Here is a 16,124-nt window from a genome sequence, read left to right on the forward strand (position 1 = left end):
GACGCTCCCTCGGCGCCATCGGGCTGCGACCTCCGTCTACCACAGCTAACGGTCAAATTTCGATGAAGCGCGGCCGCTTCTTTGCGGGCGCGGCGTCTCCTTGACGCGGTAGCGATATCCGGGAATCTACGGGGGCGCTGCAGGTAGGAAAGGCGAGAGGTTCGCGTCACGAATTGACGTGCACGAAATCCCGCAGCAGCGGGTAGATCTCGGTGTTCCAGCGCTTGCCGGAGAACACGCCGTAGTGGCCGACGCCGGCCTGCATGTGGTGGACACGACGATAGGCGCGCACGCCGGTGCAGAGGTCTTGCGCGGCGAGCGTCTGGCCGATCGAGCAGATGTCATCCTTCTCGCCTTCGACCGTCATCAGGCCCATGCGGCCCACGGCTCTGGTGTTCACCGGCCGCCCCCGATGCATCAGCTTGCCTTGCGGCAACAGGTGCTCCTGGAACACGTCGCGCACGGTCTCGATGTAGAATTCGGCCGGCAGGTCCATCACGGCAAAGTATTCGTCGTAGAAAGTCTTGATCGTCGCGGCCTTCGCCCTCTCGCCCTTGGCGATGTGGTTGGCGAGATCAAGATGCTGCTTGATGTGGCGTTCGAGATTCATCGACACGAAGGCGGTGAGCTGCACGAAGCCGGGATAGACTTTGCGGAGCGCGCCGCGGCACTGCACCGGCACGTAGTTGATCAAATTCCGCTCGAACCACCCGATCGGCTTGCTCTTGGCGAACGCGTTGACCTTTGTCGGATGGATGCGCGTGTCGATCGGGCCGGCCATCAGCGTCAGCGTCGCGGGCCGCGAGGGATGGTTGTCCTCGCACATGATTGCGGCGGCCGCGAGCGCAGAGACCGACGGCTGGCAGATCGCGACCAGGTGCGGGCGCGGACCGAGCTGTTCGAGGAAGTCGATGAGATGCTCGGTGTAGTCGTCGAGCCCGAAGCGGCCCTCGCTGCGGGGAATATCGCGCGGATTGTGCCAGTCGGTGATGTAGACGTCGTGGTCCTGGAGCAGCGTCTTCACGGTGCCGCGCAGCAGCGTTGCGAAATGGCCGGACATCGGCGCCACCAGCAGCATGTGCGGCTGCTCCGGCACGCCATCCTTCTTGAAGTGCAGCAGCGAGCCGAACGGCGTCGCGTAGGCGACTTCCTCGGTGACCGCGACTTCGCGATTGCCCACCATCGCGCTGTCGATGCCATAGGCCGGGCGGTCGTAGGTGAGGGTGGAGCGGGAGATCAGCTCCAGTGCAGCTGAGAGCCGGCCGACGACCTGATCCGACATGCCCTGCGGCACCAGGTTGAGGAATTTGAGCGCGGACGACGCGCCCGCCCGCCACGGCGCCGTCAGGTCCATATGGTTCTGAAAGGCCTGATAAAACATCGACATCATACTGAAATGCCCGCCTGTCCCGCGTCGCTATGCAATATCGACGCCAAACGGAGCCGAAGCGCCCTCAGAATTGGCACGTCGCTTGCTGCTCATTTCGCCGGAAGCACAGGTAACGAGCACGCCCGCGCGGGGCGCGATGCTCGCTATCAGGCGTGAGGGAAGGGTCTCATGGCGAAGGCGACACTGACCATCAGCAGCAAGAACTATTCGTCCTGGTCGCTGCGTGGCTGGCTGCTGACGAAATTCTCCGGGCTCGACTTCGAGGAGATCGTGACCGCGCCGGACGACGCAGCGGCGCGCGCGGAGATCCTGCTGCTGTCATCGTCGATTTTGGTGCCGTGCCTGCGGCACGAAGGCGCTGTCGTCTGGGATACGTTGGCGATTGCCGAATATCTCAACGAGGTGATGCCGGAGGCAGGCCTGTTGCCGGTCGACCGCGTCCAGCGCGCCCATTGCCGCTCGATCTGCGGCGAGATCCATTCCGGCTTCACCACGCTGCGCGCTTCGCTGCCCGTCAACCTGAAGGGACATTTCCCCGGCTTCAAGATCTGGTCGCGCGCGCAGGCCGACATCGACCGGGTCTGGTTCATCTGGCGCGATTGCCTGGCGAAATCGGGCGGCCCGTTCCTGTTCGGCGAGAGGCGCACCATGGCGGACGCGATGTACGCCCCCGTGGTGACGCGCTTCGTCACCTATGACGTCAAGCTCGAGCCGCTTCTGAAGGCCTATACCGACACCATCATGGCCATGCCCGAGATGAACGAATGGATCGCGGCGGCGAGGGAGGAGCCGGCCGAGATCGAGGAGCTCGAGGTTGAATATTAGGCAGGCTCCGCACGGCTCTGCCTGTTTCGGGAGCGGGGTCCGTCCGCGCCGGTCGGGTGGCGCATCTGCCGCCATATCATTGACGCGGTTAACTTTTGTCGCCAGTGGCCGGTCCAAACTCAATCATCTGCTGCGCAGATATTGTGCGGGCGAACGTCCTCGTCGCGACATCTAGCCGTGAACAGGTGCGTACAGGGGTTCCGGGCTGATTCGGACGTGATTCGTTCGGGCCGCGTTCCGAAGGTTAAGACGGAGCGCGGCCCCGTTGCATTTTGAGACAGACGGTAGGCCTTCAGGCCACGCCTGAGTGCTTCATGCGCGGCAGACGCCAGCCGATGACGGTGGCTTCCACCGCTATACCGGCCTCGTGGTTCTGCCAGCGTCCTTCGACATAACGGCAGGCGAACGGCAGTTGATACGTTCCGCTGTGGTCCTCGCACAGCACTTCGAGCGGCAGGCCAGGCGGCGGTTCTCCGGCGCCATCGAATTCCGCCAGACGTCTATCGCGCGTTGCCATTCCAAAAATCTCCCCTAAACAAAGCCGCGGAAAGAGCGCCCACTTCCCCCCCGCGTGCAGATCATCGCTCCCCGTCCGAGGGAACAGACGCAAGCTCAACGCGAGAATGCGGTACGAGTGTGGTAGCCTCGGGGTGCTGCGCGCAATAAGTGCACATTGCCGTGATCGATTTGGCGAGGGAACCTGGATGGCCTTTCGGAGTGTTGGCGCTTGTTTCGTGATGTGGCTGCTCGCAACGCTGGTGTACGCGCCGGTCCGCGCGCAGGACGTGCCCGGCATCGAGATCTGCACCGTTGAGAAGACCATGGAGCGGCGGACGAGCTGTCTGCAGAGCAATGTCGACTTCCTGCAGAAGACGATCACCAAGCTCACACTCGATCACCAGCAGAAGCTGGACGCCGCCAATCGCCAGATCGACGCGCTGAAGACGATGGTTGCCGGCTTGCAGAAGACGCTCGGCGATCTCCAGGCCGCGCAGGCGAAGACCGCGGAGGACGCGAAGAATAAGGCCGATACGAAGGATGCGCAGCCGGCGGCCAAGGACGCGTCGAAGTGAGCTGTGCTGCCGTGTCACGGACGCGGCGCAGCGTGTAACGCTGCGACGCTGAGCCGGGATCCGGTGCCGCGCGTACTCGTGGGGCGATGGGCCCCGGTTCTGCATCGCATCACTGACGTGCTGCGTTGCGCCCGGGGCACGAGAGCAATCTTGATCAAGCGAAGCGGGCGGTGACCTGCGCATCATCGCCGTGCTTCGAACGAGGGCCCGAAACCACCATGAACCCAGCCCAGCGCGCGCTCTGGTATATCGAGAGCCATCTGGCCGAGCCGATGACGCTCGACGAGATTGCTGCGATCTCAGGCGTGTCGCGGTTCCACATCGTGCGTGCGTTTGCCGCAGCCACCGGCCTTCCGGTGATGCGCTATCTGCGCGCACGGCGGCTGACGGAAGCTGCGCGGCGTCTTGCGAACGGCGCGCCCGACATTCTGTCACTTGCGCTGGAGGCGGATTACGGCTCGCATGAAGCATTCACCCGCGCGTTCCGCGACCAGTTTGGCATGACACCCGAAGCGGTGCGGGCCGCGACATGCACCAGCCATCTCAAGCTACAGGAGCCGATCCTCATGGACTCCACCATGTTAGACAATCTCAAAGCCCCGCGTTTCGAAACCGCGAAGGCTTTCCTCGTCGCCGGCCCTGCCGAGCGCATCTCCTGCGACAACGGCGCCATCATCCCGAGCCTGTGGCACCGTTTCCACCAGGAGGTCGCCGACATTCCCGCGCGCGTTGGCCAGGGAAAATCTCAAGTCGCTTACGGCGTCTGCTGCAACGGCGATGACGCCGGCAATTTCGACTACATCGCCGGCGTCGAGGTCGCCGATTTCTCCGACCTGCCGCGCCGCTTCGGTCGTATCCGTATCCCCGAGCAGCGCTATGCGGTGTTCACCCATTCGGACCACGTCGCTTCGATCCGCCGCACCGTCAACACGATCTGGAATCAATGGCTGCCGGCCTCGGGCCTCAAGGCCGCGGACGCGCCGAACTTCGAGCGCTACGACGAAAAATTCGATCCTGCGACCGGTAATGGCGGTTTCGAGATTTGGATACCAGTGCGGGAGTAGCGCGCAACGCTGGCATACCATCCCGCTTGCTTGGCAAGCCCCGGTGACTTTGTCATAACCGCAGGCAAACCTTGCATGAGGGGCCGACGCCGGACATCCCGTGCAAGCCATAACAAGCAAGCCGGGAGGTACCCAATGTCCAACGTCCGTGTTCTCGCCACCGACCTCGAATTTCCTGAAGGACCGGTCGTGATGCCGGACGGCTCGGTGGTGCTGGTGGAAATCCGCGGCCAGCGCCTGACCCGCGTCTATCCCGACGGCCGCAAGGAGATCGTTGCGAAGGTCCCGGGCGGACCGAACGGCGCAGCGCTCGGCCCCGACGGCAAGATCTACATCTGCAACAACGGCGGCTTCTCCTGGATTCCGACCCGCAACATGATCATGCCGGGCCCGCAGCCCGACGACTATCTCGGCGGTTCGATCCAGCGCGTCGACCTGCAATCCGGCAAGGTCGAGACCGTCGTGACGAAATGCGGCGAGCACGACCTGCGCGGGCCGAATGATCTCGTGTTCGACAAGCAGGGCGGCCTCTGGTTCTCCGATCTCGGCAAGCGCCGCGCGCGCGAGATGGATGTCGGCGGCATATATTATCTGAAGCCCGGCATGACCGAGATCGTCGAGATTGTGCACGGCGTGCTGCCGGCGAACGGCATCGGTCTGTCGCCGGACGAGAACACCGTCTACATCGCGGAGACGCCGACCGGGCGGCTCTGGGCCTATGAGCTCTCGGCGCCCGGCACGCTCAAGCCGCGCGACGCAATCTATCGCGGCGAGCGCGGCAAGCCGATCTGCGGCCTCGGCGGCTACCAGATGTTCGACTCGCTCGCGGTCGAAGCGAACGGCAATGTCTGCGTCGCGACCCTCGTCTCCGGCTGCATCTCGGTGATCGCGCCCGATGGCACCCTGGTCGAGCAGGTCCCGACCGGCGACCGCGTCACCACCAACATCGCCTTCGGCGGCCCCGAGCTGAAGACCGCCTATATCACGCTGTCAGGCAAGGGCGAGCTCGTCGCCATGGACTGGCCGCGCGGCGGATTGCCGTTGAACTTTTTGAACAGGTGAATGTAGAAGATATGCCGATACATTCCGCCGTCATTCCGGGATGCGTGCCCTAGCACGCAGGCCCGGAATCCATTGGACCGCAGAGTTTGTGGTTGAATGGATTCCGGGCTGGCCGCTTCGCGTCGCCCCGGAATGACACCGATCATTTTTCTGGAGTAGACGTCAATGCCCTGGCCTGATCCCATCACCCTGCGTGGACAGCACGCCCGTCTCGAGCCGCTGTCTCATCAGCACCGCGATGGCCTGGTGGAGGCCGTGAAGGACGGCGAACTCTACACGATCTGGTACACCACGATCCCGACGCCGGAGAACGTGGCCAAGGAGATCGATCGCCGCCTCGGCCTTCAGGCCGCGGGCTCGATGCTGCCGTTCACCGTGTTCGATGCTGCGGGCAGGATCGTGGGCCAGACGACCTTCATGAACATCGATGCCGCCAACCGCCGTGTCGAGATCGGCTCGACCTGGTACAGGAAGAGCGCGCAGCGCGGCCCGCTCAACACGCAGTGCAAGTTGCTGCTGCTCACCCACGCCTTCGAGAGCCTGAACTGCATCGCGGTCGAGTTCCGTACGCATTTCTTCAACCACCAGAGCCGCCGCGCCATCGAGCGTCTCGGCGCCAAGCAGGACGGCATTCTGCGCAGCCACCAGATTGCGCCGAACGGCACCTTGCGCGACACGGTGGTTTACAGCATCACCGCGGCCGAATGGCCGACGGTGCAGGCGCATTTGAACTATCAGCTCAACGACAAGCCGCGCTGAGCGGCTTCTGGCGGACAACATGGATAGATTTGATTATGTGGTCGTCGGCGCGGGCTCGGCGGGCTGCGTGCTCGCCAGCCGGCTGAGCGAGGATCCCAACACCAGCGTCTGCGTGCTCGAAGCCGGGCCCAGCGACTGGCATCCCTACATCCACCTGCCGGCGGGTTTCATCAAGACCTTCTACATGAAGAGCATCAACTGGGGCTATCAGCAGGAGCCGGGGCCCTGGACCGGCGGGCGCAGCATTTATGCGCCGCGTGGCAAGACGCTCGGCGGCTCGTCCTCGATCAACGGCCACATCTACAACCGCGGCCAGCGCATGGATTTCGACACCTGGGCGCAGATGGGCAATCGCGGCTGGGGCTATGCCGACGTGCTGCCCTACTTCAAGCGGCTGGAGAAGCGGGTCGGCGAGGGCGAGGACACCTTCCGCGGCCGCGACGGCAAGCTCACCGTCACCACGATGGATTGGCGCGATCCGCTCTGCGAAGCCTTCATGGAGGGCGCGGTCTCGCTCGGCATTCCCCGCAACCCCGATTACAACGGCAGGACCCAGGAAGGCGTCTCCTACTGCCAGCGTACCATCGATAAAGGCCTGCGCGTCTCCGGCTCGACCGCGTTCCTCAAGCCCGCGATGAAGCGGCCCAACGTGCATGTGCACACGCATGCGCATGCGACCGAGATCATCTTCGAGGGCAAGCGCGCCGTCGGCGTGCGCTATACGAAGGGCGGCCGCGGCGGCACGCCGGTTGAGGTGCGCGCCAACAAGGAAGTGATCCTCTCCGGCGGCACCTATAATTCGCCGCAGCTGCTGCAGCTCTCCGGTATCGGCTCGCCCGAGCTGCTGGGCGCCCACGGCATCGCCGTGCGCCACGCGCTGCCGGTCGGCGAGGGCCTGCAGGACCATTACGCGCCGCGCACCGTTGCGCGGGTCAAGGACATCAAGACCATCAACGAGCTCCGCCGCGGCTTCTCGCTGTGGATCGAGGCGCTGAAATGGGCGACCACGCGCCGCGGCCTGCTGTCGCTGTCGCCGACCATGGTCTATTGCTTCTGGCACTCCGGCGAGAGCGCCGACTCTTCCGACCTCCAGCTCACCTTCACGCCGGCGAGCTACAAGGAAGGCGTGCAGGGCCAGCTCGAGGACGAGCCCGGCATGACCGTCGCCTCCTGGCAGCAGCGCCCCGAGAGCCGCGGCTATGTCCGCATCCGCTCGTCCGATCCGTTCGCGCCGCCGATCATCCAGACCAACTATCTCGATGCCGAGCTCGACCGCCGCGTCATCGTCGGCGGCATGAAGCTCGCGCGCAACCTCCTGAAATCGGCGCCGCTGTCGCCCTATTACGCCTACGAGGATTTCCCCGGCCCCAACGTCAACACCGACGACGAATTCCTGCACGCCGCAACCGAGCGCGGCACCACCACCTTCCACCCCGGCTGCACCTGCCGTATGGGCCCGGCGGATTCCACGTGGGCGGTAGTGGACGACCAGCTCCGCGTCCACGGGTTGGAGGGCCTGCGCGTGATCGACGCCTCGGTCATGCCGCGCATGATCTCGGCGAACCTCAACGCATCCACGATGATGATCGCCGACCGCGCCTCGGATTTGATCCGCGGCAAGCAGCCGATTGAAGCCGCGCGGATTCCGGACGCGGCAGTGGTGTGAGGTAATTCGTAGGATGGGTAGAGCGAAGCGAAACCCATCGCGCTTCAGCGAGCGCGACAAGATGATGGGTTTCGCTGCGCTCTACCCATCCTACAAAAATCGCAAAACCCATCTAAGGTTGTGCTAACATGAGGCATGACCTCTTATCGGCGCAACTTCGTTCCCGGCGGAAGCTTCTTCTTCACGGTCAACCTCGCTGACCGCCGGCGATCGCTTTTGACGGCGCATATTGATCTACTGCGCGCGGCATTTCGTGAAACACGTCGACGGCATCCTTTCACGATCGATGCGATCGTGATTCTGCCTGAGCATCTTCACACCGTCTGGACGATGCCTGACGGCGATGCCGATTTCGCAACGCGCTGGAGGCAGATCAAATCTGCCTTCTCCCGCAACCTGACGCCTGTCGAATCGGTTTCACCGAGCCGCGCCGACAAAGCAGAGCGCGGCATCTGGCAGCGCCGCTATTGGGAGCACACCATCCGCGACGAGGAGGACTATGCTCGGCACATCGACTATGTCCACATCAATCCCGTCAAGCACGGCCTGGTCAATCGAGTCTGCGATTGGGCGCCGTCGTCATTCCATCGCCACGTTGAGCTCGGCATCTACCCGGCAGACTGGGCCGGTGATTTGTCGCAATGCGACGACGGTGCCAAGTTCGGCGAACGGACTTGAGGAAATCCGTAGGATGGGTAGAGCGCAGCGAAACCCATCGTCATAATCGCGGAAGAGAAGCTTGATGGGTTTCGCTGCGCTCTACCCATCCTACACGCTCCATCTGCTTCCGCGCACGTTGCTCGTCGGGCAAAACACCTTACTAGCTGTCAATCCCTCTCCACAAAAATATTCCACTTTACCGAAATTCGGAATTGCGGCATAAGTCGAGACAGCCCGGCCCGAGGAAGAGGGGCGTCTCGCCTGTCGTTCGAAACGTGGGCCAGGTTGCGGTGGACGCGGCAGCGTCGGGCGCGAGAGGTCAAGGGCAGGGCGGATTGCTCTCCGTGAGCCCAAGGCTTCGTGCCGACGAGCGGCGCTGAGGGTTCGTCTCGCCAGCATTCTTCCGGCAACGTCGACAAGGTCGGGAGATAATGCGGCGAACAAGCGGGCCGTGCGTACGGCAAAACCGTGTGGTCCTGGCCGTCGTCGCTACGATCAAGCTCTTGCGGAGGCGGCATTCGCGTCAACCGGCGCGGTGTCCGCGACTTTCGCGGGGCGAGGGAGGCCAGAGGGAATTCGGCTCCCGGGAGAGCGCGGCATAAGCCGTCAAACCACTGCGCAGGGAAGGCCGTGTGTTCGGCTTCACCTGTATGCCGCTGTGCCGCCTTTTTTGCGCTACATGCGCACAGCGGACCGTGGGTGCCGCCGCCGCACCCGGCCTTCCCTGCGCCCTCTGTTTGAAAGGGGCGGGGTGTCAGCAAAGCTCGGGCCGAGCGGGCCGCGAGATGCGGACGTGTGTCTGCAATTGGAAAACGTATGCCGGGTTGGATTCCACTCTCGTGCCCCGGACGCAGCGCAGCGCTCCTTCAGCGGTGCGCTGCAGAGCCGGGGCCCATCCTACCAGGGCGCGACCGTGCCGCATGGGTCCCGGCTCTGCGCAGCAACGCTTGCGCGTTGCAGCGCGTCCGGGACACGAGAGTGACGGGCGGCGATGCCGCTTGCTCCGTCATTGCGAGCGCAGCGAAGCAATCCAGACTGTCACCGCGGAAAGATTCTGGATTGCTTCGCTGCGCTCGCAATGACGAGGTGGGGAGAGCGGGTAATACTCTCGTGCCCCGGACGCAGCGCAGCGTCACTTCGACGGTGCGCTGCAGAGCCGGGGCCCATCCTACCAGGGCGCGACCGTGCCGCATGGGTCCCGGCTCTGCGCAGCAACGCTTGCGCGTTGCGGCGCGTCCGGGACAAGAGAAGCTTACACTTCCCTTCGGCTCAGGAACGCCAGACGCTCGAACAAATGCACGTCCTGCTCGTTCTTGAGCAGTGCGCCGTGCAGCGGCGGGATCAGTTTGCGCGGGTCGCGCTCGCGGAGCTGCTCGGCGCTCATGTCCTCGTTGAGCAGCAGCTTGAGCCAGTCGAGCAGCTCGGAGGTCGAGGGCTTCTTCTTCAGGCCGGGCACTTCGCGCACCTCGAAGAAGATGCGCAGCGCTTCCTCGACGAGGCGCTTCTTGATGCCGGGGAAGTGGACGTCGACGATGCGACCCATTGTGTCGGCGTCGGGGAACTTGATGTAGTGGAAGAAGCAGCGGCGCAGGAAGGCGTCCGGCAGCTCCTTCTCGTTGTTGGAGGTGATCATCATGATCGGGCGCTGCTTCGCCTTGATCGTCTCGCCGGTCTCGTAGACATGGAATTCCATGCGGTCGAGCTCGAGCAGCAGGTCGTTGGGGAATTCGATGTCGGCCTTGTCGATCTCGTCGATCAAGAGCACCGGGCGCTGCTCGGCGGCGAAGGCCTCCCACAGCTTGCCGCGCTTGATGTAGTTCTTGATGTCGGAGACCCTGCTGTCGCCGAGCTGGCTGTCGCGCAGGCGCGACACCGCGTCGTATTCGTAGAGGCCCTGCTGTGCCTTGGTGGTGGACTTGATGTGCCAGGTCAAAAGCGGCGCGTTGAGCGCCTTCGCCACTTCCTCGGCCAGCACGGTCTTGCCGGTGCCGGGCTCGCCCTTGATGAGGAGCGGGCGCTCCAGCACGATCGAGGCATTGACGGCGACCTTGAGATCGTCGGTCGCAACATAGTCCTTGGTGCCGGTAAATTTCATTGCGCGTCCTTAAGTAATCGTCGGCGCGAGGCGCGGGCCCCGGTCATGACAAGGGAACGGCCGCTCGTGGCGGCCGTTCCTGGTTCGGTCAGGCTGTCAGACCCGTCTTATCAGCGAAAGGATGACCAGCACAATCACCGCGCCGATCGTGGCGTCCACGATGGCGCCTACCGTGCCGGTGGCGAGCTCGATGTGGAGCTGAGGCAGGACCCAGCTCGCAACCAGCGCGCCGATGATGCCGACGACCATGTTGCCGATCAGCCCAAATCCCGCCCCGTGGACAATCTTGCCGGCCAGCCAGCCAGCGATCGCGCCGATGATCAGTGCTGCGAGAATTCCCATGGCAAAAGTCCCCCAAACAACCCCTTGAGACGGCCAATTCTAGAGCAAAATGCCACCCGGTCCAGCGCTCAGCGGAGGACTCCGCCCCTTGACGTCGGCCACCCGACGGGCAATCTGTCACCTATGTTCCTGCAATTCTTCACCTCTCTGCGCGATGCGCAGGTCCCCGTAACGCTGCGCGAATACCTCACGCTGATGGAGGCGCTCGACGCTGACCTCGCGGACTACACGGTCGAGAATTTCTATTACCTGTCGCGCGCTTCCCTCGTGAAGGACGAGCGCAACCTCGACAAGTTCGACCGCGTCTTCGGCACCGTATTCAAGGGGCTGGAAAGCCTGCTCGACGCCATGGAGAAGGCGGAGATCCCCGAGGAGTGGCTGAAGAAGCTCGCCGAGAAATACCTCACCGAGGAAGAGAAGAAGCAGATCGAGGCCATGGGCTGGGACAAGCTCATGGAGACCCTGAAGAAGCGCCTCGAGGAGCAGAAGGGGCGGCACCAGGGCGGCTCGAAGTGGATCGGCACCGCCGGCACCTCGCCGTTCGGCGCCCACGGCTACAATCCCGAAGGCGTCCGCATCGGCCAGGAGAAGAACCGCAACAACCGCGCCGTGAAGGTGTGGGACAAACGCGAGTTCAAGGATCTCGACGGCAATGTCGAGCTCGGCATCCGCAACATCAAGGTGGCGCTGCGCCGCCTGCGCAAGTTCGCGCGCACCGGCGCGCCGGACGAACTCGATCTCGACACCACGATCCGCGAGACCGCCAATCACGGCTATCTCGACGTGCACATGCGCCCCGAGCGGCGCAACGCGGTGAAGCTCCTGGTGTTCTTCGACATCGGCGGCTCGATGGACGCGCATATCGAGCAGGTCGAGGAGCTGTTCTCGGCGGCGAAGAGCGAGTTCAAGCACATGGAGTATTTCTACTTCCACAACTGCCTCTATGAGGGCGTGTGGAAGCAGAACAAGCGCCGCTTCACCGACCGCACGCCGACCTGGGACGTGCTGCACAAATACCCGCACGACTACAAGGTCGTGTTCGTCGGCGACGCCTCGATGTCGCCTTACGAGATCATGGTGCCGGGCGGCTCGGTCGAGCACGTCAACGAGGAGCCCGGCTCGGTCTGGCTCGACCGCATCATCCGCACCTATCCGCATTCGGTGTGGCTGAACCCGGTGCAGCAAAAGCACTGGGACTATTCGGAATCGACCACCATCATCCGCCGCATTTTTGCGAACCGCATGTTCCCGATCACGATCGAGGGGCTCGAGAGCGCGATGAAGGAATTGACGCACTAGCAGCCCGTCATTCCGGGGCGCCCGAGGGGCGAGCCCGGAATCCATCGGGCCGCAGCGCGTGGAGATGAATGGATTCCGGGCTCGATGCTGCGCATCGCCCCGGAATGACGATAGAAACGAGGGAGACGCACCATGCCCCAGACCATCACCCGCGGCATCAAGGCGCTGCTCGACGAGGCCAATGCCGAGATCGAGACGCTCACCGCCAAGGACGCCATCGAGATCTCCAAGAACGGCGACGTCGTCATCGTCGACATCCGCGACCCCCGCGAGATCGAGCGTGACGGTCGCATCCCCGGCGCGTTCGCCTGCACCCGCGGCATGCTCGAATTCTGGATCGATCCGCAGAGCCCCTACGCCAAGCCGATCTTCCAGGAGGACAAGAAGTTCGTCTTCCATTGCGCGGGCGGCCTGCGCTCCGCACTCGCTGCCAAGACCGCGAAGGACATGGGCCTTAAGCCCGTCGCCCATATCGCCGGCGGTTACGCCGCCTGGCGCGATGCCGGCGGCCCGGTGGAGCAGTGGCAGCCGAAGAAGAAGGGGTGAGGGGCGCGCTGGCGCTGCTCTCTCCATTCGTCATTCCGGGGCGCGCGTAGCGCGAGCCCGGAATCCATTTATCCGCCGACTCTGCCGCACGATGGATTCCGGGCTCGTGCTGCGCACGCCCCGGAATGACAAGGAAACTTCCACATGACCGACCCCCTCGTCTCCACCGAATGGCTCGCCGCCCATATCAACGATGCCAACGTGAAGGTGCTCGACGCCAGCTTCAAGCTGCCGGGCGTGCTGCCGCTGCCGAAGGACGACTATCTCGCCGCGCATCTGCCGGGTGCCGTGTTCTTCGACGTCGATGCGGTGTCGGATCATTCCAACCCGCTGCCGCACATGTTTCCGAGCGCTGAGCAATTCGGCCGTGACGTCGGCAATCTCGGCATCTCCAATGCCGACACCGTCGTGATCTACGATGCGGGCGGCTGGGTCGCGGCGCCGCGCGCGTGGTGGATGTTCCTGTCCTACGGCCATAGCAATGTGCGCATCCTCAATGGCGGCCTGAAGAAATGGCGCGCCGAGGGGCGACCGGTCGAGAGTGGCGAGGCGAAGCCGAAGCCTGCGGCATTCAAGGCGAGCTACGATGCCAAGCGCGTGCGCAGCATGCAGCAGCTGATCGCGAACGTCGAAAGCCGGGCCGAGCAGGTGATCGACGCGCGCGCCGCCGAACGTTTCGAAGGCCGCGCGCCCGAGCCGCGGCCGGGCATCCGCTCCGGTCACATCCCCGGCGCCCGCAACGTGCCCTACAATCTGCTGTTCGATGCGGCGACCGGCACCATGAAACCGCTCGATGATCTCCGCACCGCGTTCACCGGCGCCGGGGTCAAGCTCGATGCGCCGATCGTGACGAGCTGCGGCTCGGGCGTCTCCGCCGGCGTGCTGACGCTCGCGCTCTATCGCCTCGGCATCACCGACACCGCGCTCTACGACGGCTCATGGTCGGAATGGGGTCAGGAAAAAGGCCCGCCGATCGCGACCGGGCCGGCGTAACCAATTGCCGTAGCGAACGGTGCACTCCCTCTCCCCGCAAGCGGGGCGAGGTGGAGAAGGAGGATCAGCGGGCGCGCGCGGCTGTTGTCGCTAGCGTCTGCTGCTGCCCGAACGGATCGAAGCTCTGCTGCAAGGGCTGAGGCGGCGGACGCCGGACGATACGGCGGTGCTTCTTCACGCGAGGCTTGGCGGCCTGACCCTCGGGCTTGCTGCTCTCGGCCTTGTTGCTGTCAGCCTTCGTCTTCCCAGGCGGATCCTTCCAGGTCGCGGGATCGTTGAGCGCGGCTACCTTATCCACGGCAATATCGAGCGCCGAGGATGTCAGGGCCACGCTGGGATCAGCCGGCGCCGGCTCGCTGGCGGTTGCGGCAGGCTTGGCCTCGGGGATCGATGCCGTGGTGTCGGCGGGGGTGAGCGTGTCGGTGGGGGCTGGCGCTGCGGCGTCCGTCGTCGTCTCGCTCTTGGCCGGTTCCTTGGCCGGTTCGGCGGCCGCAGCGTCGGCCGGAGGTGCAACGACCTCAGGCTGGGCGTCGGCCTCGGTCGTTACTGCGGCGACCTGCTCGGGCTCGCTCACCGGCAATCCGATGGTCGGAATCAGGTCGCGCACCGACGGCTCGGGCTGGGAGGCTACAGGCTCGGACGCCATCTCCGGCTCAGCGCGGAGTGCCGCGAGCACCGGCTGGGCCGGTTCGGGAGCCTGCGCAAACAGCTGCTCCTGCGGACCGTTCCGCCAGGAGGGGTTGGCGACATACTGCTGATGGGTCGCCCGCAGCAGCGCGGCGGCCCCTAGGCCGAACACCAGGATGGAGGTTGACAGCAGGATCGCGGCAAGCAGGAAGCGAAAGCCGGGAAGCATCGAGGGATTGCGAATTTCCGCCCCGGCGGCGTGGTGGCCAGGGCCCAAGAGCCATCTGAACGCGGTGACGGTACTGATTGCCGCCTTCGCCACGCGGGATGCTCAAAGCGGCGGCGAATCAGGCTGATTCGACCATATCGCAACGCTTCGGCGCCGTTCCCCTAAATTCGCGGCCGAAGACTCCGGCGGTCTGCGCCCTGATGCGATTTCCGCCCCCTGATGCAACGGAGCAACTATGTGCGTTTGCATCACAATTCGCCGAATCCGGCGCAAATGAACCTGTCATGTCTTGAATGTGCCGCTATCTTCGGTCATCTGGCCGTTAACGGTCCGGTCGGGCCCGGGGGACTATACAAGAGCGATGATGATCAAACATTTTCTGACGATATGCGCTGCCGCAACAGTCGCTGCGGCGGGAACCTCGCTCGCACATGCGCAAAGCTATCCGGTCCAGCAGGCGCCGGGCTATGGCGCCCCGGCCGAATACCGCCCGGGCGACCGCACGCCGAATTTCGACTCGCTGGAAGATGACGACGACGCGATGCCGCATAGCTCCGCGGCGTTGCCGCCGCCCGGCCCTGGCGGTCCGGTGATGTCGCCGGACGATCCGCGCTACGGGCGCCCGGCCGGCGCGCCGGTCTATTCGGCCGCCCCGCCTCAGGGACCGGTGATGTCGCCGGATGATCCCCGTTATGGCCGTCCGGCTGGTCCCCCGGTCTATTCCGCCGCGCCGCCGCAGGGCCCCGTGATGTCGCCGGACGATCCCCGCTACGGCCGCCCCGCCGGCCCGCCCGCCCGGTGATCTATGCCGACCGCCCGGCCCAAGCCCCCGCCAATGACGGCCTGCGTCCACCGGAGGCGGTCGGTGGTCCGGCCGCGACCGGAACGGTCCAGGCTGGCCAGGCTCCCGTCGGCGCCGACGGCCGGCCGATGACGGTCGCTTCGCTGCCGCCTGAGGAGCAGCCTGACGCTGCGCCGGCGCAGCTGGCGCCGAACCTGCGCCGCCAGGAGGTCGCGTTCCAGACCAAGGAGCCGGCCGGCACGCTCGTGGTCGATACCCCGAACACCTACCTCTATTACGTCCTCGGCAACGGCCGTGCGATCCGCTACGGCGTCCGCGTCGGCCGTGACGGATTCACCTGGACCGGCGTGCAGAAGATCACCCGCAAGGCCGAGTGGCCGGATTGGCATCCGCCGACCGAGATGATCGAGCGTCAGCCTTATCTGCCGCGCTTCATGGCCGGCGGTCCCGGCAATCCGCTCGGCGCCCGCGCGATGTATCTCGGCTCGACCGTCTACCGCATCCACGGCACCAACCAGCCCTCGACGATCGGCAAGTTCGTGTCGTCGGGCTGCATCGGCATGCTGAACGAGGACGTTTCCGACCTGTTCGAGCGCGTCAAGGTCGGCACTCGCGTGGTGGTGATGCCCGGTGGCCCGTCGCCGGGAACGGCGACCGCGTCCGCTGCGCCGACCACCGGTGCTGCCGCCGCG

Annotated in this window: 15 protein-coding genes and 1 pseudogene; 11 read left to right on the forward strand and 5 right to left on the reverse strand. The window is 64.7% G+C overall.

Going from position 1 to position 16,124, the window contains the following annotated elements; translation table 11 throughout:
* Positions 1 to 166: 166 nt before the first annotated feature.
* The gene (locus tag AC630_RS21045) at positions 167 to 1,390 is read right to left on the reverse strand and encodes a polyhydroxyalkanoate depolymerase (protein WP_143198194.1); all 1,224 of its coding nucleotides are present in this window, start codon (positions 1,388 to 1,390) and stop codon (positions 167 to 169) included.
* 168 nt (positions 1,391 to 1,558) lie between these two features.
* Between AC630_RS21045 and AC630_RS21050 the strand changes: the two genes are divergently transcribed.
* Positions 1,559 to 2,215: a glutathione S-transferase family protein gene (locus tag AC630_RS21050; RefSeq protein WP_074120385.1), complete on the forward strand. Its 657-nt coding sequence runs from the start codon at positions 1,559 to 1,561 to the stop codon at positions 2,213 to 2,215.
* Positions 2,216 to 2,507: 292 nt separating this feature from the next.
* Here the strand turns inward: AC630_RS21050 and AC630_RS21055 are convergent, their stop codons facing one another.
* Positions 2,508 to 2,732, reverse strand: coding sequence for a hypothetical protein (locus AC630_RS21055; RefSeq protein ID WP_074120386.1), 225 nt, complete (start codon positions 2,730 to 2,732; stop codon positions 2,508 to 2,510).
* A gap of 187 nt (positions 2,733 to 2,919) precedes the next feature.
* Between AC630_RS21055 and AC630_RS21060 the strand changes: the two genes are divergently transcribed.
* The 6 genes from AC630_RS21060 (at position 2,920) to AC630_RS21085 (ending at position 8,517) form a co-directional block, all read left to right on the forward strand.
* Positions 2,920 to 3,288: a hypothetical protein gene (locus AC630_RS21060; RefSeq protein WP_074120387.1), complete on the forward strand. Its 369-nt coding sequence runs from the start codon at positions 2,920 to 2,922 to the stop codon at positions 3,286 to 3,288.
* 218 nt (positions 3,289 to 3,506) lie between these two features.
* Positions 3,507 to 4,352, forward strand: a complete 846-nt coding sequence (locus AC630_RS21065) for an AraC family transcriptional regulator (RefSeq protein WP_074120388.1) — start codon at positions 3,507 to 3,509, stop codon at positions 4,350 to 4,352.
* Positions 4,353 to 4,487: 135 nt separating this feature from the next.
* Positions 4,488 to 5,414 (forward strand): SMP-30/gluconolactonase/LRE family protein, encoded by a 927-nt coding sequence (locus tag AC630_RS21070; protein WP_074120389.1) that lies wholly within the window; start codon positions 4,488 to 4,490, stop codon positions 5,412 to 5,414.
* 165 nt (positions 5,415 to 5,579) lie between these two features.
* Positions 5,580 to 6,173, forward strand: coding sequence for a GNAT family N-acetyltransferase (locus tag AC630_RS21075; RefSeq protein WP_074120390.1), 594 nt, complete (start codon positions 5,580 to 5,582; stop codon positions 6,171 to 6,173).
* 19 nt (positions 6,174 to 6,192) lie between these two features.
* Complete coding sequence (locus AC630_RS21080) at positions 6,193 to 7,839, forward strand: GMC family oxidoreductase (RefSeq protein ID WP_074120391.1); 1,647 nt, start codon at positions 6,193 to 6,195, stop codon at positions 7,837 to 7,839.
* A gap of 135 nt (positions 7,840 to 7,974) precedes the next feature.
* Entirely contained in the window at positions 7,975 to 8,517 is a 543-nt protein-coding gene (locus AC630_RS21085) for an REP-associated tyrosine transposase (protein WP_074120392.1), read from the forward strand.
* A 1,234-nt stretch (positions 8,518 to 9,751) separates the two neighbouring features.
* Here the strand turns inward: AC630_RS21085 and AC630_RS21090 are convergent.
* Positions 9,752 to 10,594 carry an AAA family ATPase gene (locus AC630_RS21090; RefSeq protein WP_074120393.1) on the reverse strand — a complete coding sequence of 281 codons (843 nt, stop codon included), beginning with the start codon at positions 10,592 to 10,594 and terminating at the stop codon, positions 9,752 to 9,754.
* A gap of 96 nt (positions 10,595 to 10,690) precedes the next feature.
* Positions 10,691 to 10,936 (reverse strand): GlsB/YeaQ/YmgE family stress response membrane protein, encoded by a 246-nt coding sequence (locus tag AC630_RS21095; RefSeq protein WP_074120394.1) that lies wholly within the window; start codon positions 10,934 to 10,936, stop codon positions 10,691 to 10,693.
* A gap of 123 nt (positions 10,937 to 11,059) precedes the next feature.
* Between AC630_RS21095 and AC630_RS21100 the strand changes: the two genes are divergently transcribed.
* From AC630_RS21100 to sseA, 3 genes are all read left to right on the forward strand, one after another.
* Complete coding sequence (locus tag AC630_RS21100) at positions 11,060 to 12,235, forward strand: vWA domain-containing protein (RefSeq protein ID WP_074120395.1); 1,176 nt, start codon at positions 11,060 to 11,062, stop codon at positions 12,233 to 12,235.
* Positions 12,236 to 12,367: 132 nt separating this feature from the next.
* Complete coding sequence (locus AC630_RS21105; RefSeq protein ID WP_074120396.1) at positions 12,368 to 12,781, forward strand: rhodanese-like domain-containing protein; 414 nt, start codon at positions 12,368 to 12,370, stop codon at positions 12,779 to 12,781.
* A gap of 144 nt (positions 12,782 to 12,925) precedes the next feature.
* Positions 12,926 to 13,774, forward strand: a complete 849-nt coding sequence (gene sseA / locus AC630_RS21110; RefSeq protein WP_074120397.1) for a 3-mercaptopyruvate sulfurtransferase — start codon at positions 12,926 to 12,928, stop codon at positions 13,772 to 13,774.
* A gap of 64 nt (positions 13,775 to 13,838) precedes the next feature.
* On the opposite strand, the gene AC630_RS21115 is transcribed toward sseA, so the two are convergent.
* Positions 13,839 to 14,630 carry a hypothetical protein gene (locus AC630_RS21115; RefSeq protein WP_208867037.1) on the reverse strand — a complete coding sequence of 264 codons (792 nt, stop codon included), beginning with the start codon at positions 14,628 to 14,630 and terminating at the stop codon, positions 13,839 to 13,841.
* A gap of 364 nt (positions 14,631 to 14,994) precedes the next feature.
* On the opposite strand from AC630_RS21115, the pseudogene AC630_RS21120 reads away from it, so the two are divergent.
* Positions 14,995 to 16,124, forward strand: a pseudogene (locus AC630_RS21120) (L,D-transpeptidase); the annotation flags it as partial.

It is taken from the genome of Bradyrhizobium sp. AS23.2 (assembly GCF_001908185.1).
Taxonomy (GTDB): Bacteria; Pseudomonadota; Alphaproteobacteria; order Rhizobiales; family Xanthobacteraceae; genus Bradyrhizobium.